General features: G+C 55.7%; 21 protein-coding genes and 1 tRNA gene. 7 read left to right on the top strand and 15 right to left on the bottom strand.

The window, feature by feature from the left end:
- The first annotated feature begins 3 nt into the window (after positions 1–3).
- Genes tal through pgl form a run of 5 tightly spaced genes read left to right on the top strand, consistent with a single transcriptional unit; the run spans position 4 to position 5,801 of the window.
- Positions 4–1,098, top strand: coding sequence for a transaldolase (gene tal / locus HRU87_RS03825; RefSeq protein ID WP_173493614.1), 1,095 nt, complete (start codon positions 4–6; stop codon positions 1,096–1,098).
- Positions 1,095–2,669, top strand: coding sequence for a glucose-6-phosphate isomerase (locus HRU87_RS03820; protein WP_173493613.1), 1,575 nt, complete (start codon positions 1,095–1,097; stop codon positions 2,667–2,669). The genes tal and HRU87_RS03820 overlap by 4 nt, the downstream gene beginning before the upstream one ends.
- Positions 2,669–4,189 carry a glucose-6-phosphate dehydrogenase gene (zwf, locus tag HRU87_RS03815; protein WP_173493612.1) on the top strand — a complete coding sequence of 507 codons (1,521 nt, stop codon included), beginning with the start codon at positions 2,669–2,671 and terminating at the stop codon, positions 4,187–4,189. The genes HRU87_RS03820 and zwf overlap by 1 nt, the downstream gene beginning before the upstream one ends.
- The gene (locus HRU87_RS03810; RefSeq protein ID WP_173493611.1) at positions 4,186–5,106 is read left to right on the top strand and encodes a glucose-6-phosphate dehydrogenase assembly protein OpcA; all 921 of its coding nucleotides are present in this window, start codon (positions 4,186–4,188) and stop codon (positions 5,104–5,106) included. The genes zwf and HRU87_RS03810 overlap by 4 nt, the downstream gene beginning before the upstream one ends.
- The gene (pgl, locus tag HRU87_RS03805; RefSeq protein ID WP_173493610.1) at positions 5,103–5,801 is read left to right on the top strand and encodes a 6-phosphogluconolactonase; all 699 of its coding nucleotides are present in this window, start codon (positions 5,103–5,105) and stop codon (positions 5,799–5,801) included. Before HRU87_RS03810 ends, pgl begins: the two co-directional genes overlap by 4 nt.
- Here pgl and HRU87_RS03800 read toward each other — a convergent pair.
- From HRU87_RS03800 to polA, 13 genes are all read right to left on the bottom strand, one after another.
- Entirely contained in the window at positions 5,785–6,165 is a 381-nt protein-coding gene (locus HRU87_RS03800; protein ID WP_173494254.1) for an RNA polymerase-binding protein RbpA, read from the bottom strand. The two genes, pgl and HRU87_RS03800, sit on opposite strands and share 17 nt — an antisense overlap.
- Complete coding sequence (gene secG / locus HRU87_RS03795) at positions 6,162–6,410, bottom strand: preprotein translocase subunit SecG (RefSeq protein WP_173493609.1); 249 nt, start codon at positions 6,408–6,410, stop codon at positions 6,162–6,164. Before secG ends, HRU87_RS03800 begins: the two co-directional genes overlap by 4 nt.
- Positions 6,411–6,448: 38 nt before the next feature.
- Complete coding sequence (gene tpiA / locus HRU87_RS03790) at positions 6,449–7,231, bottom strand: triose-phosphate isomerase (RefSeq protein WP_173493608.1); 783 nt, start codon at positions 7,229–7,231, stop codon at positions 6,449–6,451.
- Entirely contained in the window at positions 7,224–8,432 is a 1,209-nt protein-coding gene (locus HRU87_RS03785) for a phosphoglycerate kinase (protein ID WP_173493607.1), read from the bottom strand. The genes tpiA and HRU87_RS03785 overlap by 8 nt, the downstream gene beginning before the upstream one ends.
- Positions 8,432–9,433, bottom strand: coding sequence for a type I glyceraldehyde-3-phosphate dehydrogenase (gene gap / locus HRU87_RS03780; protein ID WP_173493606.1), 1,002 nt, complete (start codon positions 9,431–9,433; stop codon positions 8,432–8,434). The genes HRU87_RS03785 and gap overlap by 1 nt, the downstream gene beginning before the upstream one ends.
- Before the next feature lie 63 nt (positions 9,434–9,496).
- Positions 9,497–10,114, bottom strand: coding sequence for a superoxide dismutase (locus tag HRU87_RS03775; RefSeq protein WP_173493605.1), 618 nt, complete (start codon positions 10,112–10,114; stop codon positions 9,497–9,499).
- Between the two features lie 9 nt (positions 10,115–10,123).
- Complete coding sequence (gene whiA, locus HRU87_RS03770; protein WP_173493604.1) at positions 10,124–11,104, bottom strand: DNA-binding protein WhiA; 981 nt, start codon at positions 11,102–11,104, stop codon at positions 10,124–10,126.
- Between the two features lie 2 nt (positions 11,105–11,106).
- Positions 11,107–13,884, bottom strand: coding sequence for an excinuclease ABC subunit UvrC (uvrC, locus tag HRU87_RS03760; RefSeq protein ID WP_179957300.1), 2,778 nt, complete (start codon positions 13,882–13,884; stop codon positions 11,107–11,109).
- A gap of 1 nt (position 13,885) precedes the next feature.
- On the bottom strand, positions 13,886–16,735 hold the full coding sequence (gene uvrA, locus HRU87_RS03755; RefSeq protein WP_173493603.1) for an excinuclease ABC subunit UvrA: 2,850 nt from the start codon (positions 16,733–16,735) through the stop codon (positions 13,886–13,888).
- A 9-nt stretch (positions 16,736–16,744) separates the two neighbouring features.
- The gene (gene uvrB / locus HRU87_RS03750) at positions 16,745–18,811 is read right to left on the bottom strand and encodes an excinuclease ABC subunit UvrB (RefSeq protein ID WP_173493602.1); all 2,067 of its coding nucleotides are present in this window, start codon (positions 18,809–18,811) and stop codon (positions 16,745–16,747) included.
- Between the two features lie 4 nt (positions 18,812–18,815).
- Positions 18,816–19,394: a dephospho-CoA kinase gene (gene coaE / locus HRU87_RS03745; RefSeq protein ID WP_213086375.1), complete on the bottom strand. Its 579-nt coding sequence runs from the start codon at positions 19,392–19,394 to the stop codon at positions 18,816–18,818.
- Between the two features lie 58 nt (positions 19,395–19,452).
- Positions 19,453–20,907 carry a 30S ribosomal protein S1 gene (rpsA, locus tag HRU87_RS03740; RefSeq protein WP_173493601.1) on the bottom strand — a complete coding sequence of 485 codons (1,455 nt, stop codon included), beginning with the start codon at positions 20,905–20,907 and terminating at the stop codon, positions 19,453–19,455.
- A gap of 123 nt (positions 20,908–21,030) precedes the next feature.
- Positions 21,031–23,718 (bottom strand): DNA polymerase I, encoded by a 2,688-nt coding sequence (gene polA / locus HRU87_RS03735; RefSeq protein ID WP_173493600.1) that lies wholly within the window; start codon positions 23,716–23,718, stop codon positions 21,031–21,033.
- A 79-nt stretch (positions 23,719–23,797) separates the two neighbouring features.
- Between polA and HRU87_RS03730 the strand changes: the two genes are divergently transcribed.
- Positions 23,798–24,178: a PaaI family thioesterase gene (locus HRU87_RS03730; protein ID WP_246247376.1), complete on the top strand. Its 381-nt coding sequence runs from the start codon at positions 23,798–23,800 to the stop codon at positions 24,176–24,178.
- A gap of 6 nt (positions 24,179–24,184) precedes the next feature.
- Here the strand turns inward: HRU87_RS03730 and HRU87_RS03725 are convergent, their stop codons facing one another.
- Complete coding sequence (locus HRU87_RS03725) at positions 24,185–24,766, bottom strand: ANTAR domain-containing response regulator (RefSeq protein WP_173493598.1); 582 nt, start codon at positions 24,764–24,766, stop codon at positions 24,185–24,187.
- Positions 24,767–24,816: 50 nt separating this feature from the next.
- On the opposite strand from HRU87_RS03725, the gene HRU87_RS03720 reads away from it, so the two are divergent.
- Positions 24,817–24,898: transfer RNA gene (locus tag HRU87_RS03720), tRNA-Leu, on the top strand.
- Positions 24,899–24,945: 47 nt separating this feature from the next.
- Here HRU87_RS03720 and pyk read toward each other — a convergent pair.
- Positions 24,946–26,388 carry a pyruvate kinase gene (pyk, locus tag HRU87_RS03715; RefSeq protein ID WP_173493597.1) on the bottom strand — a complete coding sequence of 481 codons (1,443 nt, stop codon included), beginning with the start codon at positions 26,386–26,388 and terminating at the stop codon, positions 24,946–24,948.
- Positions 26,389–26,392: the final 4 nt, after the last annotated feature.

Raw genomic sequence — 26,392 nt, 5'->3', positions numbered from 1 at the left:
AACGTGAACCAAAATCTTTCAAATCTAACCGCTGCCGGAGTCTCGGCATGGTTGGATGACCTCTCACGCGATCGCCTGCAGAGCGGCAATCTCAAGGATCTAATTTCCAACTACTCGGTTCGGGGCGTAACTACTAACCCGACCATTTTCGCTGGTGCTCTCAAGGGTGCGAGCTACTCCCCGGCGATCGCCGCAGAGGCGAAAGCCGGTTCCTCGGCTAGTCAGGCTATTGCCAACATCACCTCAAAGGATGTTTCTGATGCCTGCGACCTGTTTGCAGATCTCTACCGCGAATCAAATGGTGTGGACGGAAGAGTGTCAATCGAAGTCGAGCCGACTCTCGCTTTTGACACCGAAGCAACGATTGCCCAGGCCAAAGAACTCTTCGCCTTGGTTGGCAAAGAAAACGTCTTGATCAAGATTCCGGCCACCAAGCCTGGGCTACCGGCAATCACCGCCGTGACTGCCATGGGAATCAGCGTCAATGTGACCCTAATCTTCTCGGTTGAGCGCTACAACGAAGTTATCGACTCCTACTTTGAAGGACTTCGCCAGGCAGCAGCCAACGGTCATGATCTGAACAAGATTCACTCGGTCGCCTCATTCTTTGTTTCCCGCGTAGACACCGAAGTGGACAAGAGGCTTGAGCTTCTTGGAAAGCCTGAACTCAAGAGCAAGGCGGCCCTAGCAAATGCCAGGCTTGCCTACGAGCTTTTCCTGAACCGCTTTGCGACCCAAGAGTGGCGAGAACTTGAAGCTAAGGGAGCACGTTTGCAGCGCCCGCTAATGGCTTCTACCGGGGTGAAGGACCCTGCTCTTACAGACACGCTTTATGTCACCGAACTTGTGGCTGCCAATCTGGTCAACACCATGCCGGAGAAGACTCTCATGGCTACCGCTGACCACGGGGTTGTGCCTTCGGATTCCATAACGCCCAACATCCCTTCGGCCCACGAGTTTTTGGCCGAACTGGAGTCGGCCGGAGTTGATTTCAACGAGGTAACCGCCCTGTTGGAAAAAGAGGGCGTTGAAAAATTCATTGTCTCCTGGGGCGAGTTGGTGGACCTCGTGGCCGCTGCCCTGGAGGCAGCTAAGTGAAGTTTGAGTTAGCTACCCGCAACCACGCCGCCCTGACGGCTGTCGTTGAATCACTGGTCGAGCAAAACATTGCTTCGAGAATCGCTGCCAAGGACCACACACTCTGGGGGCCGGCCGCTGAGTCCGAGGCCTCAATACGCCTCGGATGGGTAACCTCCGCACAGGATTCCGTTGCCCTGATACCAGAAATTCTCGAACTTAGAGATGAATTTCGGAACCAGGGCATCAGCAGATTCGTGCTTTGCGGTATGGGTGGAAGCTCTCTCGCGCCAGAGGTAATCACCAAGACTGCTGGGGTCGAGCTCGTAGTCCTAGACTCTACCGCTCCAGATCAGGTGGCGGCAGCTCTGACAAGCCTAGAGAAAACCGCGGTCGTAGTCTCTTCGAAGTCTGGGTCGACGGTAGAGACCGACAGTCAAAAACGGGCCTTTGAAACAGCCTTTCGAGCAAACGGAATCTCACCAACGGATCGAATTGTCATCGTCACCGATCCCGGTTCGCCACTGGACCAAGCTTCCCGAGAAGCGGGCTACCGAGTCTTCAATGCAGATCCAAACGTTGGCGGACGTTACAGCGCGCTGACTGCATTTGGCATTGTCCCCTCGGGATTAGCCGGAGCAGATATTGCGGGACTGCTTGCAGCTGCCCAGCAAATTTCCAGCACTCTAGGTTCTGATTCACTGGACAACCCCGGCCTCTGGCTGGGAGCGCTGCTGGCTAAAACACCAAGCCCTCAGGGCTTCAAGGACAAGTTCCTAATCGAAACCGATCAGCTTGGTGGATTTGGTGACTGGGCCGAGCAGCTGGTTGCCGAATCGACCGGAAAAGAGCAAAAAGGTGTGTTGCCGGTTGTTGTTACCAAGAGCGCTCCGGAGCTCGCAAATATTCCGGCTGACACTCTGTCAATCAGTTTTGCAGCGGAAATTTCTGGTTCTGAGGATGCCGCATTTGAAGGCTCCCTCGGAGAGCTATTTTTGCTTTGGGAGTATGCCACGGTAATAGCCGGCTACCTTCAGGGCATCAATCCCTTTGACCAGCCAAACGTCGAGAGCGCAAAGATTGCCGCTCGCGCACTGCTGGACTCTCCCGTCGCTGCCAAGGCAGCGGACTTTGCGGTTGAAGGGGTCGCAGTGACCAGTTACGGCTTTGACGTACAGGGTGACACGCTGGCCGCTGCAGTGCAGAGCCTGTTGGACAAGGTTGGTGAGCAGAGCTACATTTCAGTCCACACCTACCTGAATCGTGCGGAGTATCCACAGTTTGAACAGCTGCGAGATCTGCTGGCAAAAGTAAGCGGCCGACCAGTGACATTTGGTTGGGGGCCAAGGTTCCTGCACTCGACGGGTCAGTATCACAAGGGTGGCCCCAGACAGGGTGTCTTCCTTCAGATCACTGGAGAACATGGGCACGACCTCGAGATCGAGGGTCGACCTTTTACCTTTGGAACACTAATTGCCGCCCAGGCAGCTGGGGACGCCCAGGTGCTGTTGGACAACAATCTGCCCGTGCTGAGCCTTAGATTTTCAGAACCACTGAGCGGTCTTGAGCAGTTGAAAAAGGTGCTCGGATAGTGCAAACCAACCCGCTCAGGGATTCTTTCGACCGCAGACTCCACAAGATTGCAGGCCCAAGCGGCCTAATTATGTTCGGTGTCACCGGCGACCTATCACGCAAGAAACTCCTGCCAGCTATCTACGATTTGGCCAATCGTGGCCTGCTTCCGCCAGCCTTCTCACTGGTTGGATTTGCCCGAAGGGACTGGACTGGGCAGGACTTCGAGCAGATTGTTCACGATGCGGTTCGATCTCACGCGAGAACCGAGTGGTCTGAAGATGTCTGGAATCAGCTTTCCAAGGGGATTCGCTTCGTTTCTGGCAGGCACGATGACCCAGAGGCGTTTGCCAGGTTGCGACAGACGGTTGATGAGCTAGATCGAGAGCGTGGAACCGCGGGTAATCACGCCTTCTACCTCTCCATCCCTCCCCGTGATTTTCCGCTGGTGGTAAACCAGCTGGAGCAAGCCGGGCTCACCCAAGGGTTACCGGGGCAATTTAGGCGGGTTGTTATCGAGAAGCCATTTGGCTCCGACCTAGAGACAGCCAAAGAGCTAAATGCTGTGGTTCAGCGAGTTTTCCCAGAGGATTCGGTCTTCCGCATTGACCACTACCTCGGCAAGGAGACGGTTCAGAACATTCTTGCTCTGCGGTTCGCCAATCAAATGTTTGAACCGATCTGGAACTCGAAGTACATAGACCATGTTCAAATCACCATGGCCGAGGACATTGGAATCGGAGGTCGCGCCGGATACTACGACGGCATCGGTGCCGCTCGAGACGTAATTCAAAATCACCTTTTGCAGCTTTTGGCTCTGACCGCCATGGAGCAACCTGCAAGTTTTGATGCCGCCGATCTACGCGCTGAAAAAGAAAAGGTTTTGGCCGCTGTCGAGCTGCCCAATGACCTCTCACAGCACACCGCTCGCGGTCAATACTCCGGTGGCTGGCAGGGCGGAGCTGAGGTTCTGGGATTCTTGAGCGAAGAGGGTATTAGCCCGGTGTCCGTTACCGAGACTTTCGCGGCGATGCGCCTCGATGTGGCGAATGAGCGCTGGAACGGAACACCGTTCTACCTGCGTGCTGGAAAGCGCCTTGGGCGCCGAGTTACCGAGATTGCCGTGGTTTTCAAGCGCGCACCGCAGCAGCTTTTTGCCGAAAATCAAACTACTCTGCTCGGGGAGAATGCCCTGGTAATCAGGGTGCAGCCCGACGAGGGCGTGACCATGAGATTCGGATCCAAGGTTCCAGGTCCAGCCATGCAGGTGCGAGATGTCACCATGGACTTTGGTTACGGACATGCATTTACCGAAGACTCCCCTGAGGCCTATGAGCGACTGATCTTGGACGTCCTGCTGGGCGAGCCACCGTTGTTCCCGCGCCAGCGCGAGGTTGAGCTCAGCTGGGAAATTCTTGACCCGATCGTCAAGTTCTGGGAACAGCACGGGAAGCCTGAGCAGTATGCTCCTGGAAGTTGGGGCCCACTCTCCGCTCACGCAATGCTTTCAATTGACGGCAGAGCTTGGAGGCGACCATGATCGTAAACCTTCCAAATACCACCTCCAGTCAGATCGGTAAGCGTCTTCAGGAGCTACGAGAATCAGGTGGGGTTGTCGCTCTGGGTAGGGTTCTCACCCTGCTGATTGAGACAGACTTTGCCCACATCGAGGAGGCTGTCGAGGCGGCCAATAGCGCGTCTCGCGCCCACCCCTCGAGGATCATCGTTCTAGCCGACGACGACGGCGCTCAGCTGGCCGAGTCTAGGCTCGATGCGGAAATCAGAGTCGGCGGAGACGCCGGAGCATCTGAGGTGGTAATCCTCCGGGCCCATGGCCAAGCGGCAAATAACGCGGAATCACTGGTGACTGGGTTGCTGTTGCCGGATGCTCCCGTAGTTGCCTGGTGGCCGGCAGTCTGCGGCTCGAATCCAAGCAGTACTGCAATTGGCAAAATTGCTACCCGCCGAATAGTCGACTCCGCCGAGCAGCCAGAGCCGATTGAATTCTTGAGAAATTTGGCCAAGCACTACCGGCCCGGTGACGGCGACATGGCATGGACCAGAATCACGTTGTGGAGAGCCCAGCTTGCCGCCCTATTTGACCAGCACCTTCACAGAATAGTGCAGGCCGTCACTGTCATTGGGTCCGATTTATCCCCGAGCACCGAGCTACTTGCAAAGTGGCTCGAGCTCAGCCTCAAGGTCAGGGTGAACGTCGAACACACACTCGATGGAGTAAACGTCGAGGGCATCGCTGGCGTGGTGATTTCCTTCGATTCAGGAGAGCTAAAGCTGGTCAGGCGTGAAGAAGTGGCCCACATCGATCAGGTCGATGCCCCACACTCATCAGTCCTGTTGCCACGTCGCTCAAACCAGGACTGCCTGGTTGAAGACATGCGCTTTTTGGGCGAGGATGAGACCTTTGGCCGCGTGCTGACCCAAGGGTTTGCCAAGTGATTGAAGTCAATAGCTTTTCAAACAACCAGGAGCTCACCGCAAAGGCCGCCCAGGATGCAGAGCAGATTCTGTTGGAAGCCATAGCGGAGCGCGGTAAGGCAAGACTGGTGATCACCGGTGGCACCCTAGGTATCCAGATCCTGAGTGACCTCAGAAAGCTTGGGCTGCCATTGGAAAAAATAGAGATTATGGTCGGGGACGAGAGATTTGTCCCCCTTGACCACGCGGACAGGAATGAATACCAGGCCTTGGAAGCATGGCCGGAGCTTGCCAACTTCAATCTGAGGAGGTTTCCGGCCACCGGTCGCCCGGTGGACGCCGCCGCTGATGCCATGTCTCGGGAGCTAGAGGCCGAGTTTGGAGGCATCGAAAGCCCCCTGCCGTGTTTTGACCTGGTGCTGCTTGGTATGGGCCCAGATGGTCACGTGGCTTCCCTTTTTCCAGACAAGTCTCACGCGGTTAGCTGGGTTGTTGCCGAGCACGCCTCGCCCAAGCCACCCTCCCAGCGGTTGTCGCTCTCTTATGGTGCGTTAAATCGCTCCCGGGCTGTCTTTTTTCTAGCTTCGGGTGAGGCTAAGCGCGAGGCTGCTCAGTGCGCGATCGCAAAGGCTGACTGTGATTTGCCCGCAGCGATGGTCGGCGGGCTGGAATTGACTCGCTGGTACGTAGATTCTGAAATTAGCCGCGGGCTTTAGCCGCTGCAGCGGCGCGCTCACGGCGCTCACGAATTGCCTGAAGGGCCTCATCAAGAATCTGTGAGGCCTCATCATCGCTTCTGCGCTCTTTGACGTAGGCAAGATGAGTCTTGTACGGTTCGATTTTTGCAACCTGTGGAGGGTTTGCCTTATCCATGCCGGCTGGTAGGCCGCAGTGAGGGCAATCTATCTCAATTGGTACGTCAACGTCATTTACGGTTGCCGCGAAAAACTGCACAGATTCGTGGTTGTTGGAGCAGTAGAAGTTTCGAGCTACGCGCTGAACGTGGTGGCCGCGATCCTGCTCCCCCATTGGCCCCGCGCCAACGCGAGCGCCTCTAATTGATGAGGAGTTCGACATCAGGCCCAGCCAAAACGAGTGAACAGGCCAAGAATGATGATGACCACTACCCAGATCAGGCCCAAGACGATTGTGATGCGGTTCAAGTTTCGCTCTGCAACACCTGAGGAGCTCATGGTGCTGGTCACCCCACCACCGAACATGTCTGCAACGCCACCACCGCGACCCTTGTGGAGCAGGATTAGCAAAATCAGCAGCACGCTGGTGATAGCCAGCAGCACCAATAGTGCGGTTTGTAGTACAGCCATGAGGGAATCCTTAGTTCGGGCGTGAAGCGCTCGTCAAATTATAGAACTATGTGCTTCTGAAAGCGCGCGATGCCAGCAAATTCCTCGGCATCCAGGCTTGCTCCACCGACCAGAACCCCATCAACTTCACCGGAGGCGAGGAAGCCTGCGACGTTGTTGGCTTTGACTGATCCGCCGTAGAGAATTCTGCTCTGTCCACTCTCGGCACCGAAGTTCTCGGTGATTGCAGCTCGAATTGCCTTTGCAACGCTCTCTGCCTCGAGCGGGGTCGCTACCTTACCGGTCCCGATAGCCCACACCGGCTCGTAGGCAATTACAAACTCGCCAAGGGTTTCGTGTCCAGAAAGTGCAGCGATGGTCTGAGCTACTGGGACCGCAGCTTGACCCTGGGTCTCGAGCTCTTCGAGAGTCTCCCCAACGCAAATGATTGGCACCAGACCGTGTTTCCAAGCTGCCGCTACCTTAGCCTGGACCGTCTCATCAGTTTCCGAGTGATACTGCCTGCGCTCACTGTGACCAATGAGGACGAACTTGCAACCCAACTTTGATAGGAAGGCGCCCGAGATCTCCCCCGTAAAGGCTCCAGAATCATGCTTTGACAAATCCTGGGCACCCAGGACAACCTCAAACTTCTCAGCTTCAATCAGAGTCTGAACACTTCTGAGGTCAGTGAACGGTGGAAAGACCGCAACCTCAGCCGAACTGTATTCGTGGCCTGCATCACTCAGAGTCCAGCTAAGTTTCTGGACCAGAGCGATAGCCTGCAGATGGTCTAGGTTCATCTTCCAGTTGCCAGCAATTAGCGGAATCCGCTTAGTCATTTAGGACCTCCAGTCCAGGTAGCTGCTTACCCTCAAGGTATTCCAAAGATGCTCCACCGCCGGTAGAGATGTGCCCGAAGGCCGTCTCATCGAAGCCGAGTGCCCTGACAGCGGCTGCGGAGTCTCCGCCGCCCACAACTGCCAGACCCTGAACCTCAGTTAAAGCCTGAGCCACAGCCCGAGTTCCGCCTGCAAAGTTTTGGAATTCGAAGACGCCCATGGGTCCATTCCAGAACACAGTTGCACTGCTGGCAACGGCTTCCGCAAATGCCTCAGCGCTAACTGGGCCGATGTCGAGACCGATGCCAGTTGCTCGAAAGCTTGAACTCTCAATTTGGTCAGCGGGAAGAACTTCAAAGGCTGCATCGGGGGCAAATTTCTCTGCAACCACTATGTCGGTGGGCAGCACAACCTCCACGCCCAATTCCCTTGCCTGGTTCAGGAACTTACCAACGGTCTCAATTTGGTCGGCTTCGAGCAGGCTCTTTCCAACGCTGTGACCCAAGGCGGCAAGAACCGTGAAGACCATTCCGCCTCCGATCACCAATCGGTCAACTTTTGGCAGCAGGTGCCCTAGGACTCCGAGTTTGTCTGACACCTTTGAGCCACCCAGCACCACGGTGTAGGGGCGCTCAGGAGCCTCAGTGAGTTGCTTCAATACCTTTAGTTCAGCTTCGATCAGTAGACCAGCAAATGCCGGAATTAGCCTCGCCAGCTCGTAGACCGAAGCTTGCTTGCGGTGAACGACGCCGAAACCATCTGAAATCAGCACCTCACCCAGTTCGGCCAGTTCGGCCGCGAAGGCAGCTCGCTCACCGGCGTCCTTCGAAGCTTCGCCAGCATTGAACCTTAGGTTTTCGATTAGACACACGCCACCGTCACCCAAGGTTTTGACTGCTGCTGTGGCCTGGTGTCCGACAGTGTCGCCAGCGAAAACCACAGGCTGCCCCAAGAGCTCCTCGAGGCGCTCTGCAACCGGAGCCAGCGAGTACTTTGCGTCCGGAGTGCCCTCTGGCCTTCCGAGGTGTGAGCAAACTACGACTCGGGCGCCGGCATCGACCAGGTACTTGATGGTGGGTAGCGATGCCCGGATTCGACCGTCGTCTGTGATCTCTCCGTCTTTTAGAGGAACGTTCAGATCGCAACGCAAAATCACGCGCTTGCCGGCAAGATTCCCGGCATTTGTTAGCGAGCGAAGCATTAGAGCTTGGATGCAACCAGTGCGGTGAGTTCAACCAGTCGGTTGGAGTAACCCCACTCGTTGTCGTACCAGCTGGAGAGCTTGACTGTGTTGTCAATCACGCGAACCAGACCTGCATCGAAAATCGAGGAGTGAGGGTCGGTCACGATGTCAGAGGAAACAATTGGGTCCTCGGTGTAGAGCAAGATGCCCTTCATCGGACCTTCGGCAGCAGCCTTGTAGGCCGCCTTGATCTCATCGATGGTCACTGGCTTCTCGGAGACCAGAGTCAAATCAGTGATTGAACCGGTTGGAACTGGAACTCGCAGAGCGAAGCCATCGAGCTTGCCCTTCAGCTCTGGCAGTACCAAGCCGATGGCCTTGGCAGCACCAGTTGTGGAAGGAACGATGTTTACCGCAGCTGCTCGAGCGCGGCGAAGGTCTGAGTGTGGGCCATCCTGCAGGTTCTGGTCTGCGGTGTAGGCGTGCACGGTAGTCATCAGACCGTTCTTGATACCCCACTTGTCATTGAAAACCTTGGCCAGTGGCGCCAAGCAGTTGGTGGTGCAGGACGCGTTAGAGATGATGTGGTGGTTGGCTGGGTCGTACAGGTGCTCGTTGACACCCATTACGAAGGTGCCATCCTCGCCGGTTGCTGGCGCAGAGATGATTACCTTCTTGGCACCGGCCTGGATGTGCTTCTTGGCATCTGAGGCGTCGGTGAATCTTCCGGTGGACTCGATGACGATGTCTACGCCCAGGTCGCCCCAGCCGAGGTTGGCGGGATCACGCTCTGCCAGCACCTTGATTGGCTTGCCGTTGACGATGATCGAGTCACCCTCAACCGAAACTGCAGCGTCTAGGCGACCAGTGACAGAGTCATACTTCAGCAGGTGAGCAAGACCCTTTGGGTCGGAAAGGTCGTTGACAGCGACGATTTCAAGGTTTGAATTCTGAGCGAGGGCGGCACGGAGGAAGTTGCGTCCAATGCGTCCAAAACCGTTAATACCAATGCGAGTCACAGGAATACTCCAGATTCTTAAAGTGGGATAAAAAAGCCCGACGCGCCTTTGAGTGGACGGCCTCTAGCCTAGCAGCAGGGAGCGCGAAACCACCTTCACCGAAGCAAACCTTGCTGCCACGTCTTCCCAGTTCACGATGTTCCAGAAAGCCTTGACGTAGTCGGCCTTCACATTCTGGTAATCGAGGTAAAACGCGTGCTCCCACATGTCAAGCATCAATAGTGGAAGGGTGCCGATGGCAAGGTTGCCCTGCTGATCGTAGAGCTGCCCGATAATCATTCGGTTTCCGATCGAGTCCCACGCCAGGTAGGCCCATCCAGACCCCTGGATGCCCATAGCGGCTGCGGTGAAGTGTGCCTTGAAGGCGTCGTAGGAACCAAAGTACTCAACCAGTGCAGCGTGCAGCTCACCGGTGGCTTCACCACCTGCAGGAGCGAGGTTTTTCCAGAAAACCGAGTGGTTTGTGTGTCCGCCCAAATTGAAAGCCAGGTCCTTCTCCAGTTTGGGGAGATTTGCAAAGTTATTCTCGGCTCGTGCCTGAGCCATCGCGTCTAGCGCGGCGTTTGCTCCCGCCACATAGGCGGCGTGGTGCTTCGAGTGGTGAAGCTCCATGATGCGAGCAGAGATGTGTGGCTCGAGCGCGGAGTAGTCGTAGTTGAGTTCAGGCAGGGTGTAGGTCATCTTGGGTCCTTAGTTTTCATCCAGTAAATCTGTAATCGCACTTTCAGTGTCGGGAATTCCCATTTCCTGTGCTTTTCGGTCTGCGGTGGCCAGCAGTCTTCTGATTCGACCGGCTATGGCATCTTTGGTCATCGGAGGCTCGGCAAGTCTTCCCAGCTCGTCTAGCGAGGCATCGCGGTGCTGAAGCCGAAGGGCGCCTGCATACCGCAGGTGCTCTGGCGCATCCTCGCCCAGGATCTCCAGTGCCCTGGCGACCCTGGCTCCTGCGGCCACTGCCGCCTGCGCGCTCCTACGAAGGTTTGCATCGTCGAAGTTGGCCAAACGGTTGGCCACTCCCCTGACTTCCCGACGGTTTCGCAGCTCTTCCCACTTCTGAACCTGGTCGGTACATCCCATCTGCTTGAGAAGTTCTGTGATTCCCTCTCCGTCGCGCACAACCACCCGATAAACGTTTCTAACCTCTCGAGCCTTAGCGGTCACGCCCAATCTTCGGGCAACACCGACCAGCGCCATAGCCGACTCATTGCCGGGGGCGGTAATTTCCAGTGATGTGGAGCGTCCCGGATCAGTGAGGGTGCCGTGGGCCAGAAACGCCCCGCGCATGATTGCTTTAGCCTCATCCAGCGTGGAGCTAACCAGGGTGGCGGGCAAGCCTCTAACTGGGCGACCGCGATTGTCAATCAATCCGGTTTGGCGGGCAAGCAGCTCACCCTCCTTGAGAACTCGAATTTGGTAACCGCTTGATTTACGAAGCCCGCCCATGGAAACGACGGAAAGCTCGGAGTGGATCCCGTAGAGCTCGAGGATGGCCCTGGAGATCCTTCTAGCGAGCGCAGAGCTGTCCAGCTCCACCTCAATCGCGATGCGCCCCGAAATCAGATGCAATCCCCCGCAAAAACGCAAAATCGTTGCCAGTTCCGCGGCCCGTTCTAGGCCTTTGCCCAGTGGTGCTCTCGCGAGCTCTTCCTTAATTGCCTGTGTAAGTGCCACTTTTACTCTCTACCCAGGTCGCGGTGCTTGACCGAAACCTTGACGTCTTGCTCCTGGCTGATAATTTCAGCGATTTTGTTGCTCAGTGCAACTGAGCGGTGCTTGCCTCCGGTGCAGCCGATGGCGATGGTCGCGAATTTTTTATTCTCTGTCCGATAGCCATTCAGCACAACCCTCAAGGCTGCGGTGTAATTTTCAATGAATTCTGCAACCCCTGGCTGGGCCAGAACGTAGCCGGCAACCTCATGGTCATTTCCGGTCTTAGCCCGAAGCTCCTCTTGCCAGTGCGGATTTGGGATAAACCTGGCATCAACTACCAGGTCAGCGTCTGCAGGAATGCCGTACTTGAAACCAAAGCTCATGACGTTGATCCGAAGGCCGCGTGCGGTGGACGCAAACGCATCTGATACTCGGTTCGTCAATTGGTGAACATTGAGCTCTGTGGTGTCAAAGACAATATCAGCGCTCTCTCGAAGGGTCAGCAGTTCGTGTCGCTCCGCGGCAATTCCATCAACAATGGTCCCCTCGCCCTGGAGTGGGTGTGGTCTGCGGACCGACTCAAAACGCTTCACGAGGGCTGCGTCGCTGGCCTCGAGAAATAGCAGTTGGACATTTATGTCGCGCTCCCTGAGTGCACTCAGGTTTGCCAGAAGGTCGTTGAAGAACTCGCCTCCCCTGACGTCAATGATCACTGCAATTCTCGGGAGGGTCGCCTTGCTGAGTGAAAACAGGTCACTGATCGGACCCAAAAGCTGCGGTGGGAGGTTGTCAATTACGTACCAACCCTGGTCTTCCAGGGCGTTTCCCACGGTCGAGCGTCCAGCACCCGACATGCCGGTGACAACCAGCAGTTCTGGCTTTCTAGCGCTGTCCATGGCTCCCCTGATCACTTGAGGTACAAGGTTAGTCCTTCGGCGTGTCGCGCGCGTTACAATTTCGGTTTCCGCAAGTGAACTGTGGACAACCGAAGCTAATTTTGGACCAAATCCTGGAAGCTGAGCGATTTCCTCAACCGAGGCTAACCGAATTCGCTTGAGCGAACCGAACTTACGGATCAGCAGTCTCGCCCGCATCTCCCCCAGCCCATCGATTTCTAAGAGCTGGCTTGAGATGGATTTTGATCTACTTGCCCGCTGGGCGGTGATTGCGAACCTGTGAGCCTCGTCGCGAATGCGCTGCAGTAGAAACAGCTCCTCGCTGGTTCTCGGGAGGATAAGCGGGTAATCCTGACCAGAGACATAAATCTCTTCAAGTCGCTTCGCAAGGGTTGCAACCGTTACCCCGGTGATGCCAAGTTCCTCAACCGCTCTAAGGGCGGCATTTCGCTGGGGTAAGCCACCGTCAATCAAAAGCAAGGACGGTCGATAGCTAAATTTCTCGCTTTGCTCCTGGGTTAGGTACTTCAGCCTGCGAAGTAGAACTTGATAAATGGACTCGGTGTCGTCTGCGGTTTCCAAATTAAATCGCCTGTAGTGGTCCTTTTTAGGAAGCCCATCCTCAAAGACCACCATTGAGCCAACAGTCCCGGTCCCGCCAAGGTGAGAGATGTCAAAGCACTCTATTCTCAGCGGAGCGTTCGCCATGCGGAGCGCTTTTTGGATCCCGGCTAACGCGTCGGCCCTGGCTGTGAAGTCACTGCTGCGCTTTAGCTTGTAGCTGTGAAGGGCCTGTTCGGCATTCTTAGTTGCCGTGCCAAGCAATTTGGCTTTATCTCCTCGCGATGGGACGGAAATGTCAACCTTGGAGCCGCGAAGCTTACTTAGCCACTGCTGGAGCTGCTCTTGGTCAGTTGGAAGCACCGGCACCAGCAGCTGTTTCGGGATTTCCGCCTCTGGGCCGCGCTTTCCCTTGGTGTAGAGCTCCTGAATCAGGTACTCGATCAGCTCTTCATTGCTGCGGTCAAGCTCTAGGTCGACCACCATTGAGCGATTTCCTCGAATTCGGCCACCGCGAATGATGAAGATGGAGACGGCAGCGCTTAGCTCATCCCGGGAGATAGCCAGCAAATCAGCATCGGTGTGATCTGCAAACACCAGTGCGGATCTCTCCAAAACCTTCTCCAGGGCCGAAACATCGTCCCGATACTGAGCAGCGAGCTCATAGTTCTGGGTCTCTGAGGCGATTGCCATTCGACCGCGAAGTTCTTCGATGTAAGTCTCGTTGCCACTGGCAAGAAAATCTCCCAGGCGTTTGGCCAGGGCCTTGTGGTCGGCTTTTGCTATCCGGTCTACGCAAGGCGCTGAGCACTTCCCGATTTCTGCCAGGAGGCAGGGCCTACCCTGTCGCTTGGCCCTTTCATAGGTGCCCGAGGAGCAGCTTCGAACCGGATAAACCTTGAGCAGGGTGTCGAGAGTCTCCCTGATCGCCCAGGATTGGGTGTAGGGGCCGAGGTACCTAACCCCGCGCATGTCCTTTCGGCGGGTAATGAAAGTTCGTGGGACCTCGTCACTGACGCTGATCGCAAGATACGGGTAACTCTTGTCATCTTTGAAGCGAACGTTGAACGGCGGATCAAACTCCTTGATCCACATGAACTCGAGCTGCAGAGCTTCAAACTCAGAGTCGACAATCGTCCACTTCACATCGCTGGCGCTGAGCAACATCCGCTGGGTGCGCTCGTGCAGCGAATTCAGCGGACCAAAGTAATTGGAGAGCCTTGCCCTGAGGTTCTTAGCCTTTCCGACATAAAGCACGCGCCCATCGGAATCTAGAAAGCGGTAGACCCCCGGTTGGGTGGGTATCTCACCGGTTGCCGGGCGGAAACTGAGTTCATTGGCCATTTCAGCCCAGAAGTTCCGCCAAGAATTTGCCGGTGTGGGACTGCGGCACCTTGGCAATTTGCTCCGGGGTGCCCTCGGCAATCACCAGACCGCCTCCCGAGCCGCCCTCGGGTCCCATGTCGATAACCCAGTCGGCGCATCGAATCACATCGAGGTTGTGCTCGATGACAATTACCGTGTTGCCCTTGTCTACCAGCCCTGAAAGGACCAGCAGGAGCTTACGAACATCTTCGAAGTGCAATCCCGTGGTTGGTTCGTCCAGGACGTAGATGGTCTTTCCGGTTGACCGGCGCTGCAGTTCGGTAGCCAGTTTGACGCGCTGCGCCTCACCCCCGGAGAGGGTTGTGGCACTTTGCCCAAGTGTTACATAGCCAAGACCCACGTCCACAAGAGTGTTCAGGAATCGAGCGATGGAATTTATCGGCGCAAAAAACTCAGCCGCTTCGCTGATTGGCATGTTCAGCACATCTCCGATTGACTTGCCCTTGTAGCGCACTTGAAGCGTCTCTCGGTTGTACCGAGCCCCCTTGCAGTCCTCACACATCACGTAGACATCTGGCAGGAAGTTCATTTCAATTCGGATTGTGCCGTCACCTGCGCAGGTTTCGCACCTGCCGCCCTTGACATTGAAGGAGAATCTGCCCTGCTGGTAGCCGCGAACTTTTGCCTCGGGAGTCTCGGCGAACAGTTTTCTAACGTGGTCAAAGACGCCGGTGTAGGTGGCTGGATTTGATCTTGGAGTTCTTCCAATCGGCGCCTGGTCAACGTGCACGACCTTGTCTAACTGCTCCAGCCCCTCAATACGGGTGTGCTTACCTGCCACACCCTTTGCTCCATTTAGCTTGTTTGCCAGGACCTCGTAGAGCACGTCATTCACAAGCGAAGACTTTCCAGAGCCAGAAACTCCGGTGACGGCCGTCATGACACCGAGCGGAAACTCAACGTCGACGCTTCGCAGGTTATTTTCCCGAGCTCCGACAACTTTGATCTTGCGAGTTTTATCTACTTTGCGGCGCTTTTGAGGCGTTTCGATTTTGATTCTTCCCGCGAGGTAGTCCCCGGTGATCGACCTATTGTTCTTCAAGATGTCCTTATAGCTTCCGGAGTGAACCACTTCTCCACCGTTGAGCCCGGCACCTGGGCCGATATCTACCAACCAGTCCGCAGTCTTGATGGTGTCCTCGTCATGCTCCACCACAATCAAGGTGTTTCCTAGGTTCTTGAGCCTGACCAGAGTCTCAATCAACCTGAGGTTATCGCGCTGGTGCAGGCCGATAGACGGCTCATCGAGAACATAGAGGACGCCGGTTAGGCCGGCGCCGATTTGGGTTGCAAGGCGAATGCGCTGCGCTTCGCCACCCGATAGCGAACCGGCTGCTCGCTCGAGCGAGAGGTAGTCCAGCCCGACTGCCAAAAGGAATTCGAGCCTGGCTCTGATTTCTCGCAGAACCTGGGCTGCAATCGTGGCCTCACGTTCACTCAGTTCCAATTGCTCAAAAAATTTGTAGCTGTTTCCAAGGCTCATCTGAGCGACATCGTGGATTGATGCGCCGTGAACCTTGACCGCCAGCACCTCAGCCCTCAGGCGGGCGCCCTCACAGGCGGGGCAGGGTATCTCCCTGAGAAACTCTGACCACTTACCCCTGGCCCAATCCGAGTCAGCCTCAAGATAGCGGCGCTCCACGTATGGAAGCACACCTTCAAACCCAGAGGTGTAGCGCATTTCGCGCCCGTACTTCGAGCGCCACTTGACCTGAACCTCGAAGTCGTTGCCGTGCAGGATGGCTGCCTGAGTCTCTTCGCCCAGTTTCTCCCAGGGGGTGTCGAGAGAAAAATCGAGGTCCTTGGTGAGCCCATCCAGCAGTCGCGTGAAGTAGCTGTAGAGACCCTTGCCTTGAGTTGACCAGGGCAAAATCACACCCTCGTTGATACTGGCACCCGGGTCGCCGATTACCAGTTCGGAATCAACCGCCATCTTGGTTCCAAGCCCCGAGCAGTCGGGGCAGGCACCAAATGGAGCATTGAAGCTGAAAGTTCGCGGCTCGATCTCTGTGAGGACAATCTCGTGCTCGTTTGGGCATGAGAGTCGTTCGGAGAAGGTTCTCTGAGTCCCCTGGTCGACAAAGTCAACCACCACCCTGCCATCGGCCAGCTTCAGAGCGGTCTCCACAGAGTCCGTCAGGCGGGAGCCGATATCTGACTTAATGGCCAGTCGATCCACGACAACCGAGATGTCGTGCTTGAAAGACTTCTTGAGGGGTTTTGCCTCGGCAAGAATTACGGTTTCGCCGTCGACCACTGCTCGGGCGTAACCCTGGGATTGCAGCGAGGCAAACAGGTCTTGAAACTCACCCTTTTTCTGCTGAATGATCGGCGAGAGCAGCTGAAAGCGGGTCCCCTCGGGAAGCTGCAGTAGTTGATCGACGATGGCCTGCGGAGTCTGTTTGGAGATCACCTCACCACACTGGTGGCAGTGCGGGACGCCAATTCTCGCCCAGAGCAACCTCAGGTAGTCGTGGATCTCCGTGATGGTTCCAACCGTGGAGCGAGGGTTTCGGTTGGTGGACTTCTGGTCGATGGAAACAGCTGGGCTGAGACCCTCGATGAAATCAACGTCAGGCCTGTCAACCTGCCCCAAAAACTGCCTGGCATAGGCACTGAGTGACTCAACGTACCGGCGCTGACCCTCCGCAAAAATCGTGTCGAAGGCAAGCGAGGACTTCCCAGATCCAGATAGTCCCGTGAAAACAATAAGGGCATCTCTTGGGATCTCAAGGTTGAGGTTCTTGAGGTTGTGAACTCTGGCGCCCTTGATGGACAATTTGGCGCCTGCTGGGGTTTGTATGCTCACTTGAGAATCCTATGCGTGACCGGCTGCTTCAATTTGACGCAGCTCTTTTTTCAACTCTGAAATCTCGTCGCGAATTCTGGCCGCAAGTTCAAATTGGAGAGCACCAGCAGCAGCCTTCATCTGAACATCAAGCTCCAGGATGGTGTCGAGAAGGGCCTTTGATCCCATGGATCCAATGTTGGTCCGACCGCGCATCGGGACGCTGCCAACTTTGCGTTTTGGCTCCTTTTTGAGCTCCTCGAGCAGGGTTTCCGTGTCTAATTCCTCGCGCATCAGCTGGTCGGTGATGTCAGCAATCTTTTTGCGAAGCGGCTGCGGATCAATGCCGTTAGCAGTGTTGTAGGCAACCTGTTTTTCGCGCCTGCGGTTCGTCTCGTCGATGGCCCGAGCCATTGAAGCGGTTATCTTGTCGGCATACATATGAACTTCGCCGTTCACGTTTCTTGCCGCGCGGCCAATGGTTTGGATGAGTGATGTGGTGGATCGCAGGAAGCCCTCTTTATCGGCATCTAAAATTGCAACCAGCGATACCTCAGGTAGGTCTAGTCCCTCTCGAAGCAGATTGATGCCGACTAGGACGTCGAAGATTCCCTGACGCAGCTCACGCAGCAGCTCGACCCTTCGCAGCGTGTCAACGTCAGAGTGTAAATACCTGACCCGAACTCCCATCTCGGTGAAGTAATCCGTCACCTCCTCAGCCAGACGCTTGGTTAGGGTTGTCACGAGCACTCGCTCGTCTTTTTCGGTGCGGAGTTTGATCTCCTCCAGCAGGTCATCAATCTGGCCCTTGGCTGGCTTCACAACGATTTGGGGATCGACCAGACCGGTGGGTCGAATGATCTGCTCCACCACTCCGTCGGATTTCTCAAGTTCATACTTGCTTGGTGTCGCTGAGAGGTAAAGGGTTTGACCGGTCCGCTCTAAAAACTCTTCGAATCGCAGTGGTCTGTTATCCAAAGCTGAGGGTAGACGAAAGCCATGCTCAACGAGGGTGCGCTTTCTTGAAGAATCGCCGTTGAACATGGCCCCAATCTGCGGGATTGTTACGTGAGACTCATCCACCACGGTGAGAAAGTCCTCGGGGAAATAGTCCAGCAGGCAGGCTGGCGGCTCTCCAACGGCCCTGACATCGATGTGTCGCGAGTAGTTTTCAATGCCGGAGCAAAAGCCGAGCTCCCTGATCATCTCGAGGTCAAAAGTTGTTCGCATCTTGATGCGCTGAGCCTCTAGAAGTTTGCCCTGCTGCTCAAACTCTCGGTAGCGAACCTCGAGCTCCTCTTCGATTGCCTCAATGGCTTGCCCCATCCGCTCGGCGGGAGCGACATAGTAAGAGGCTGGGTAGATGGCCACCGAATCGCGCTCCATCAAGATTTCCCCGGTCAGCGGATGGATTCGGTAGATCTTTTCAATCTCATCCCCAAAGAATTCGATGCGAGTGGCTTCCTCGTCGTAGACGGCAATCACTTCAACCGTGTCGCCCTTTACCCTGAAATTTCCTCGGGTGAATTCAATGTCATTTCGCTGGTACTGGATTTGAACCAGCGCCCTAATCAACTCATCCCGGTCGATGCGCTGACCAACTTGAAGTGGAAGGGACTGCGCTAAGTACTCCTTTGGAGCCCCCAGGCCGTAGATGCAGGACACGGTCGCCACCACAATCACGTCTCGTCTTGATAGCAGGGACATGGTTGCCGAGTAGCGAAGTCGCTCAACCTCCTCGTTGATGGTCGAGTCCTTCTCAATGAAGGTGTCGGTTTGAGGGACGTAAGCCTCTGGCTGGTAGTAGTCGTAGTAGCTCACGAAATACTCAACTGCGTTTTCCGGAAACATCTCTCGCAGTTCGCTGGCCAACTGGGCCGCCAAGGTTTTGTTGTGGGCAATAACCAAGGTTGGTCGCTGGAGTTCTTCTATTAGCCAAGCGGTAGTTGCTGATTTACCAGTACCGGTGGCCCCAAGTAGAACAACGTCTCGCTCGCCCGCCCGAATGCGCTCGGCGAGTTCCTTTATTGCCTTTGGCTGATCACCCGAGGGTTGATATGGGCTTACTACTCTGAAAGGTTTCGCCTGAGGATCCATGCGTTCAGGCAACCAGTTCTGCGAACACGCGATCGGCCCGACTGATCAGTTCGTTGAGGTCACAGTTTGAGTCAATAACGTGATCCGAAACAGCTTCACGCTGAGCATCCGTTGCCTGAGCCTTCACCCTCGCCAGCGCCTGCTCCCAGGCCATTCCCCGGTCTCGAACCAGGCGATCAATTCGAACCTGCTCGGGACAGCTGATAGTCACAACCGCATCAAACTTGAGTGGAGAATTTGATTCAACAAAAAGTGGAATGGTGTAGACCACAGGTCCTGACTGGGTTGAGATGATTTTCTGGGCGGCCTCTTGGATGAGCGGGTGCAAAATACTCTCCAATTTCTTTCGATTGCCCTCAGATGAGAAGGCAATTTCGGCTAGCGCGGCTCGATTTAGAGATCCATCAGGGCTCAGGATTTTAGACCCAAACGCCTCAACCACCAGTGCCAAGCCTTTTGTTCCTGGAGCGACTACATCCCTCGCCAAAACGTCCGCGTCAATCTCGGTGGCACCGAGCTCCACCCAGCGCCGGGCCACGGTTGACTTACCTGATCCGATACCACCGGTGAGAGCTATTAGCACGGGCTAAGGATAAACGAAAAACGGGGGTGCTCTCGCACCCCCGTTTCAGGTTTTGAACTTACTTGTCGCCAGCTAGCTTGTCGCGAAGAGCGGCAAGCGACTCGTCCGAAGCCAAGGTTCCCTCGCTTGAAGCTGCACCAGCAGAAGCAGTTGGCTCCTGGGCTGGAGCGTTGTCCGGCAAGGTTGCCAACTGCTCGCGAGTTGCTTTGACCTGGGACTTGTGGGTCTCCCAGCGAACGTGAGCCTCGGCGTACTCAGCCTCCCACTTGGCGCGGGCTTCCTCGAAGCCTGCCTTCCACTCGTTGGTGGCTGGGTCGAAGCCCTCTGGGTAGCGGTAGTTGCCGTTCTCGTCGTAGTCGGCGCTCATGCCGTAGAGGACTGGGTTGAAATCGTTGCCTTCTGGGTCAACCTCGTCCAAGGCCTGCTTTAGCGAGAGCGAAATGCGACGACGCTCGAGGTCGATGTCGATGAGCTTGACGAAGACGTCCTGGTTCACCGCTACAACCTGGTCAGCGTGCTCCACGTGCTTCGAGGAGAGCTCGGAGATGTGGACCAAGCCCTCGATGCCGTCCGCTACGCGAACGAATGCACCGAATGGAACGATCTTGGTGACCTTGCCTGGGATGTACTGGCCGATCGCGTGGGTGCGAGCGAACAGCTGCCATGGGTCTTCCTGAGTTGCCTTGAGGGACAGTGAGACGCGCTCACGGTCGTTGTCTACCTCGAGAACCTCAACGGTTACCTCTTGGCCAACCTCGACAACCTCGCTGGCGTGCTCGATGTGCTTCCAGCTCAACTCTGAAACGTGGACTAGGCCGTCAACGCCACCGAGGTCAATGAAGGCACCGAAGTTCACGATGGAGGAAACCACACCGGTGCGAACCTGTCCCTTGACCAAGTCGTTCAAGAAGGTGGTGCGGTTTGCGGTCTGGCTCTGCTCTAGAAGAGCGCGGCGAGAGAGAACAACGTTGTTGCGGTTCTTGTCGAGCTCAAGGATCTTAGCCTCAACTTCGGTGCCCAGGTATGGGCCCAGGTCGCGAACGCGGCGGAGCTCGATTAGTGAGGCAGGTAGGAAGCCACGCAGACCGATGTCCACGATGACACCGCCCTTGACAACCTCAATAACGGTTCCCTTGACCACGCCATCGGCTTCCTTGATCTTCTCAACGTCGCCCCAGGCGCGCTCGTACTGGGCACGCTTCTTGGAAAGGATTAGGCGGCCTTCTTTGTCTTCCTTCTGAAGAACAAGGGCCTCGATTGCATCGCCAACCTTGACGATGTCGTTTGGATCTGCATCCTGACGGATGGAAAGTTCGCGAACCGGGATAACACCTTCGGTTTTGTAGCCAACGTCTACTAGAACCTCATCGCGGTCAATCTTCACGATGGTTCCGGAGATCAGGTCTCCGTCGTTGAAAAACTTTAGAGTTGCTTCGACCGCTTTTAGGAAGTCTTCTGCTGAGCCAATGTCGTTTACTGCGATTTGCTTTGTTGCGGTCTTCTTAGTTGCCATGAACGTGGGTACTCCACTTTTGTTTTCTCGGGCCGTGCAAAACCATTGTTTCAGCGCAGGTTTGCCCAGCAATCGGACAGGGATTTGATGCCAGAAGGCACCCGCGCAAGCTTACAGGTATTTCTAGTGGCCTGCTAGCTCCCAGTTGGCCCCGACTCCAATGTGGACATCAAGGGGAACCGATAGCTTCACAACCTGGCCAAGCTGCGTCACTGCCAACTGCTTTAGGGTTTCAAGCTCCCCGGGGTAGACCGCAAACACGAGTTCGTCGTGTACCTGCAGGAGCAGCTGGGACCTAAGTCCTGCCTGATCCATCGCCTTGGCAACGTTCACCATGGCGATTTTCATGATGTCAGCAGCGGTGCCTTGCATCGGCGCGTTTAGGGCCGCTCGCCTGGCGTTTTCCCGGAGCTGGAAAATCTTGGAGTTTAGGTCCGGAAATGGTCTGCGACGGCCGTAAATAGTTGTGGTGTAGCCGAGGGTCTTGGCTCGCTGGACCACCTGGTCTAGATAGGTTTTGATGCCACCAAAGCGCGAGAAGTAGTCTTCCATGAGCTGCTTGGCCTCACGTTTATCGATGCGCAGTTGACGGGCTAAGCCAAAGTCGCTGAGCCCGTAAGCGAGACCATAGCTCATGGCCTTGACTTTGGCCCTCATATCCGGTGTTACCTGATCGGGAGCGACGTCGTAAAGCCTTGACCCTACAAAGTTATGCAGGTCCTCCCCCGCGTTGAAAGCCTCAATCAATCCAGCATCCTGAGACATGTGTGCCATGATGCGCAGTTCGATTTGTGAGTAGTCCGCCGTAAGCAGGGTCTCGAAGCCTGCTCCTGCAATGAACGCACCGCGAAGTTTTTGACCTCTTGCTGAGCGGATGGGGATGTTTTGCAGGTTCGGGTTTTCACTGCTGAGTCGGCCCGTGGAGGTGCCTACCTGAGAGTAGCTGGTGTGGATTCGACCATCTTTCTCAATTGATTTGATCAGAGTCTCCGCCATCTGGCGCAACTTAGTCGCGTCACGGTGCGCCAGCAGTCGCTCTAAAAACGGATGCTCGGTCTGCTCATAAAGAGTGGCCAGCGCCTCGGCATTGGTGGAAAAACCCGTTTTTACGCTTCTGGTACCAACCATTCCCAGTTCTTCAAATAAAACCGTCTGCAACTGCTTGGGGCTGGCCAGATTCACCTCGTGGCCAATGATGGCGTAGGCCTCCTGAGCCACCTTCGCCACCTCTGCGTCCAGCTCTTGAAACTGGGTTTCCAGGTAATCCCTGTCAACCGCAATGCCCAGCTGCTCCATTTTCGCCAGAACTGCCGAGGCGGGAAGTTCGATATCTCGGTAAACCGCCAGAGATCCCTCAGCCTCGAGCTGAGGGCAGGTGACAGCAACCAGCACGGAGTAAATCCAGGCGTCTAGGGAGGGATCGCTCTGGGAAAGCAGTTCGTTCGGATCCTGACGCACGATGTCTATGCCGGCGTGCTGTCGAATTTGAGCGTCTGGGTTTAGGTCTTTGGAAAGGGGATCTATCAGGTAGCAGCTAAGCAGCGGGTCATTTGTGATTGGACCCAAAGAAATTCCAATCCCAGCAAGGTTTCTCGAGAGCATTTTGTAGTCCCAAGTTCCAAATCCGCCGGTCTCAAGAAGTGGATCAGGGTTCCCCTCCCCATTCCACTGCAGACGCTTGGAGAGCGTTGCAGCCCCGAGGCCGACAACTTTTGAATCCGCGATTTCAACGTGAACACAGCAATCGCCTGAGCCGATGAGTCGCTCGATGCTTACCAAGTCGGCCAGCTCAGATGGAATCGGCTCCGTCGGTAGGTCTGCGATAACAGCGCTGGTTGCGGCAGCGGGGGCATCAATTACAGAAGTGTGGTCAGATTCCTCGTGCATGACCTTGGCGGAAATAACTTTGTGCTGCGATCCATTGGTGCCCCTGAGCTTGAGCACTCTGGTGAGCAGCGTCCGGAAACTTAGCTTGGCGAAGCTTTCACTAACCGCGTCCTCATTGACAGGACCTAGCTCCAAATCCTCGAGCGTGAAATCAAATTCAAGATCCCTGAGCAGGTGGTTGAGCCGTCGGTTGCGAACAGCGAGTTCAGCATTTTCGCGGAGCGAATTCCCAACCTTGCCTGGAATCTGCTCGGCATTTTGCAAAATCGCCTCAAGTGATCCAAATTCTTGGATCCATTTGGCTGCGGTTTTAGGACCAACCCCTGGAATACCTTTTAGGTTGTCGGAGGTCTCCCCCACAAGGGCGGCAAGTTCGGGGTATTGCCTGGCGTGAACTCCGTACTTCTCAAGGACCGCGGCGTCGTCCATACGCGCCAGGTTTAGCACTCCCTTGACCGGGTAAAGAATCGTGACTTTCTCAGTGATTAACTGAAAGGTGTCCCGATCTCCGGAGACTACCAAAACTTCCATACCTGCCTTTTCCCCGGCAACAGAGAGGGAGGCGATCAGATCATCGGCCTCGTAGTTCTCTCTTGAGACACTGACGATGTTCATGGCAGTTAGTGCCTCAACCAAGAGCTCGGTCTGGCCGATGAACTCCTCCGGAGTCTCTCCCCGAGTTCCTTTGTATTCCGGGAGCTCCTTAGTTCTGAAGCTTTCCCTGGAGACATCAAACGCGACGCAGAGGTGAGTGGGTTTCTCGAGCTCCAATATGTTGAGCATCATGGAGATAAAACCGTGGACGGCATTGGTGTGTTGCCCGGCCGAGTTTTTGAAGTTGTCTGGGCTCAGTGCGTAGAAGGCACGAAATGCCAGGGAGTGCCCGTCAATTAGCAGAAGGGTAGGCTTTTCACCAGAGCTCATGCCCGCTAGCCTACTTCGCAAAAGGATTCCACTCGTGACCGAAAACAGCATCAACGCATCGGATACCGCACTCGAGCTAATGAAACAGCGTGGGCTGGGTGCTCTCGCGGATTCGATGGGCATAAAGCTAGTTGAGCTAAGCGCGGAACGCGCCGTAGCGACCATGCCGGTGGCGGGAAACACTCAACCGATTGGGATTCTGCACGGCGGAGCGCATGTTGTCCTGGCGGAATCACTGGGGAGTTTTGCCGCTAATGTCCATGCCCACCCCTGGGGCTATGCCGTGGGGATTGAACTAAACGCCTCTCACCACGCGTCAATCTCCGAGGGAGTGGTCACTGGCACATGTACCGCGGTCAAGCTAGGAAAGACTTTGACCACCCACGAGATAAAAATGACTGACGAGTCGGGCAGGTTGCTCTCCACTGTGAGGATCACTAACTATCTCAGGGCAAAGTAGGGAAGGCTACTGCTTCTCCCCCAGTTGCTCAATGACAGTTTTTGCCACCTGAGCCATCGTTAGCCTGCGGTCCATCGAGGCTTTCTGTATCCAGCGGAAGGCATCAGGTTCGGTGAGCTGCATCTTTGACTGCAGCAGGCCCTTGGCCCGATCCATAAGCTTTCTGGTTTCTAAGCGGTCCTGAAGATCTGCAATTTCAGTTTCAAGAGAAACCAGCTCCTCATGCCGCGAAAGGGCAATTTGTATGGCTGGCAAGAGATCGGTTGGCTTGAAGGGTTTGGTGACATAGGCCATGGCTCCGGCCTCCGCTGCCCTGGTCACTAGCTCCGATTGGGAAAAGGCGGTCAGTAGCACGACTGGAATCTTAAGCTCCGCTATCTTCTCAGCGGCGGAGATGCCATCGAGTTTGGGCATCTTGATGTCCATCACAATTAGGTCGGGCTCCAGCTCGGTCGCCAAGCGGATAGCCTCTTCACCGTCTGCGCCCTCACCGATTACCTGGTAACCGGCCTCTTGGAGCGTGGCGACCACGTCCATGCGAATTAGACCTTCGTCTTCGACTACTACAACCTTGAGCGCTTCTGCCATTGGACAACTTTATAACCTGCAGTTGAAACTGCACTAGAATTTGAGGGCTTGCCGGGATGGCGGAATGGTAGACGCGTCGCACTCAAAATGCGATGTCCCCTGGGCGTGTGGGTTCGAGTCCCACTCTCGGTACAAAGCAAAAAGCGGTGGTCACCCACCGCTTTTGTGCTTTTTGAAGACTAGTTTCCGTAGCCGGGAGCTGCGCGGTGAACCGCGTCTCCCACTCGGTGAACTCTTAGGCTGTTGGTTGATCCTGGGATTCCCGGAGGGGAACCAGCAACAATCACAACCTCATCGCCAACCCGGCATTTGCCGCTGGCTAGCACAAGTTCGTCAACCTGCTTGATCATGTCATCGGTGTGCTTTACGTGCTCGGCGATAAAGGTGGTTGCACCCCAAACCAGCGCAAGCTTGCGACGGACTTCCTCATTTGGCGTGAAGGCCAAGACCGGTACTCGAGAGCGCAGTCTTGAGACTCGTCGGAGGGTGTCACCAGACTCGGTAAAAACACAGACGTACTTGGAGCCCAGCAGCTCTGCGATTTCCAGCGCTGCGCGCACGACCGCACCGGAGTGGGTGTGGGGCTTGGTGCCAAGCGATGGAATACGCTCTAGTCCATTTTCCTCAGTGGACTCAATAATGCGCGCCATGGTTTGGACGGTTTCGATTGGGTACTCTCCCACCGACGTCTCGCCGGAGAGCATCAGTGCATCGGCACCGTCCAGCACAGCGTTGGCAACGTCAGAGGCCTCTGCACGGGTAGGTCTTGAGGCTGAAATCATGGTTTCCAGCATCTGGGTGGCGACAATGACCGGCTTCGCCCAGCGACGCGATAGCTCTACCGCTCGCTTCTGTACCAGTGGCACCTGCTCAAGCGGCAGTTCAACACCCAGGTCGCCTCGAGCGACCATCACACCGTCAAAGGCGTCAACGATTTCTTCCAGGGCGTCGACTGCCTGGGGCTTTTCAATCTTGGCGATGGTCGGAACAAAACGTCCCTCCTCGGCCATGATTTCGTGAACTCGAACGATGTCCTTGGCGTTTCTGACAAAGCTGAGAGCGATCATGTCGGCACCGAGCTTCAGAGCCCAGCGCAGGTCATCCTCGTCCTTCTCTGACAGTGCTGGCACGTTCACCGCAACACCGGGAAGGTTGATGCCTTTGTTGTTTGAAACCGGACCGCCAACCTCAACCACGCAGGTCACAGTCGTCGCATCCACTGCGGTTGCTCGTAAGCCAATTCGGCCATCATCGATAAGCAGCTGGTCTCCCGGCTTCACATCGCCAGGCAAACCTTTGTATGTAGTGGAGCAAATGTTCACGTCACCCTGAATGTCATCCGTGGTGATCTTGAAAGTAGCGCCGTTGGCAAGGATAACCTTGTCCTCTGCAAATCTTCCCAGGCGAATCTTTGGCCCCTGCAGGTCTACCAGGATTCCCACCGGCTTACCAACGTCGCTGGCAGCCTTTCGAATGGTTGCGTAGACCCCTTCGTGAACCTCGTGTGAGCCGTGGCTGAGGTTCATGCGAGCCACATCCACACCTGCTTCGATAATTGCTCGAGCTTTGTCGTAATCAGCCACGGCAGGGCCGAAAGTTGCCACAATTTTGGCGCGTCTCATTTAT

Origin of the sequence: Aquiluna borgnonia (assembly GCF_013283855.1) — a bacterium.
GTDB classification, from domain to species: domain Bacteria; phylum Actinomycetota; class Actinomycetes; order Actinomycetales; family Microbacteriaceae; genus Aquiluna; species Aquiluna borgnonia.
The sequence above is the reverse complement of the archived record's forward strand: the minus strand, read 5'-3'. Positions and strand labels throughout refer to the sequence as shown.